Genomic DNA, 1,921 nt, shown 5'->3' with positions numbered 1-1,921 from the left:
CCTGGCGGGAATCCGAAGAAATCCCTGTAACCTCCAGATCGACGGAAGCTATTCCCTCGACGGGCAGGATACCGGCTAGATCTCTGAGCTTCATCGAGTCCCGTTCACCGCAACAAAATAGCGCGCTGTTGCCGGCGCGCCCTAAGAATCACTGATAGGAAACCAGCGTTGCACCATTTTCATGGCTGAAATCTGGCTTCACGCCAAGCATGGCAGCTGAACGCCTGATGATATTGCCGGCCATAACCCCAGCATTCGCAGCCGCGACATCCGTCATGCCGGGCTTTTCCGGGTGCGGGGCATCGGCAATGGTAAACACCAGATACTGCGGATCGTCCATCGGGAAGGCGGCGACGAAGGTGTTGAAATTCAAGTCCTTCGAGTAGCGGCCATTGATGACCTTCTCGGCGGTTCCGGTCTTGCCGCCAACGCGGTAGCCGGGGACTCTGGCGTTTCTGGCAGAGCCCTTTTCGGCATTGAGCGAATAGAGGTAGCGCATGCCTTCGACGGTCTTTTCGCTCACCACTCTCTTGGCGGTGGCCATCGCTTCCGCCTGCGTCCGCACCAGAAAGGTGGGGTTCATCAGGAAGCCGCCATTCATCAACGCCGCGCAGCCCACAGCCGCTTGCAGCGGCGTCGTCGACACGCCATGGCCGAAGGCGATGGTGAATGAATTGACCTGTTTCCAGACCTTCGGTTCAGTCGGACGGGCAGTCTCCGGCAATTCGGTCTGCATCCTGTCCAGAATGCCAAGGCGATGCAGGAATTCGCGATGCCCCTCGATGCCGACCATCTCGGCTTCCCTGGCCGACCCGATGTTGGACGAGTAGAGGAACACCTCCGGCAACGACAGCACACGGTTCTTGCCGTGGAAATCGTGAATGGCCTGATGGCCGACCCGGATTGGATGCGAAGCATCGAAGCGGCTCGCCATCGTCGCTTTGCCGGAATCGAGCGCCATGGCTGAGGTGAAGCTCTTGAAGGTCGAACCCATCTCGTAGAGGCCCGCCGACATGCGATTCAGCCGGTCCTTGTCTTGTGCGTTGTAGGGATTGTTCGGATCAAAATCCGGCACCGAGGCCATGGCCACCACTTCGCCGGTCTTGACGTTGAGCACAACGGCGCCGGTGCCCATGGCACGATAGCGCTCCAGGCCGGCGGCGATCTCGTCGCGCACGACATGCTGCACGCGCAGATCGATCGAAAGCTTTACCGGCTTGAGATCCTTGGCAATGGCAAGGCCCGACGCCTGCAGGTCGCTCAGCCCCTGCTCGTCGACATATTTCTCCATGCCGGAGATGCCCTGGTTGTCGATGTTGGTGAGCCCGACAATGTAGGACGAGGTCTCGCCGCTCGGATAGAAGCGGCGCTTTTCGGTGCGGAAGCCGAAACCGGGAATGCCGAGCTGCATGATGTCGGACTGTTGCTTGGGCGTCAGCTGCCGCTGCAGCCAGACGAAACCGGCGCCGCTCTTCAGCTTATGGTAGGTCTGCTCATAGTCGATGTCGGGAAGCACCGTCGACAGCTTCTCGATCGCCTCGTCGGCGTCGACAATCCGGCGTGGTTCTGCAAACAGCGACGCCGTCTTGATGTCCGTGGCCAACACTTCGCCGTTGCGGTCGACGATGTCGGGCCGCGATGCCGTCACCCGGCTCTGCGGACCGCCCGACATATCGGGGGTCTGGAAGCCGAGATAGACCAGCCGCCCTGATATGGTCGAGAAGATGCCGAAGAACACCGCCATCGTCATGATGATGCGCGTCCTGCCCTTGCCGCCGGTCGCCTTGCGGGCGCCCTCGACCACGATCGATCCATCTTCACTCGTCCTGGCGCGACGTTTCAGCAGTTTACCGATCATTGGGCGATGCCTCCGGTCACCACGGGATCCCTGCCGTCCGACGGCGCCTTGCCGCCCGAACTA

General features: G+C 60.8%; 1 protein-coding gene. It reads right to left on the bottom strand.

All coding sequences use genetic code 11. The features are described from left to right. Positions 1-148: 148 nt before the first annotated feature. The gene (locus EN991_RS34350; RefSeq protein WP_127370393.1) at positions 149-1,858 is read right to left on the bottom strand and encodes a penicillin-binding protein 2; all 1,710 of its coding nucleotides are present in this window, start codon (positions 1,856-1,858) and stop codon (positions 149-151) included. Positions 1,859-1,921: the final 63 nt, after the last annotated feature.

This window comes from Mesorhizobium sp. M7A.F.Ca.US.005.03.2.1 (assembly GCF_003997795.1).
Taxonomy (GTDB): domain Bacteria; phylum Pseudomonadota; class Alphaproteobacteria; order Rhizobiales; family Rhizobiaceae; genus Mesorhizobium; species Mesorhizobium ciceri.
This window is presented reverse-complemented; position numbering and strand designations above follow the sequence as displayed.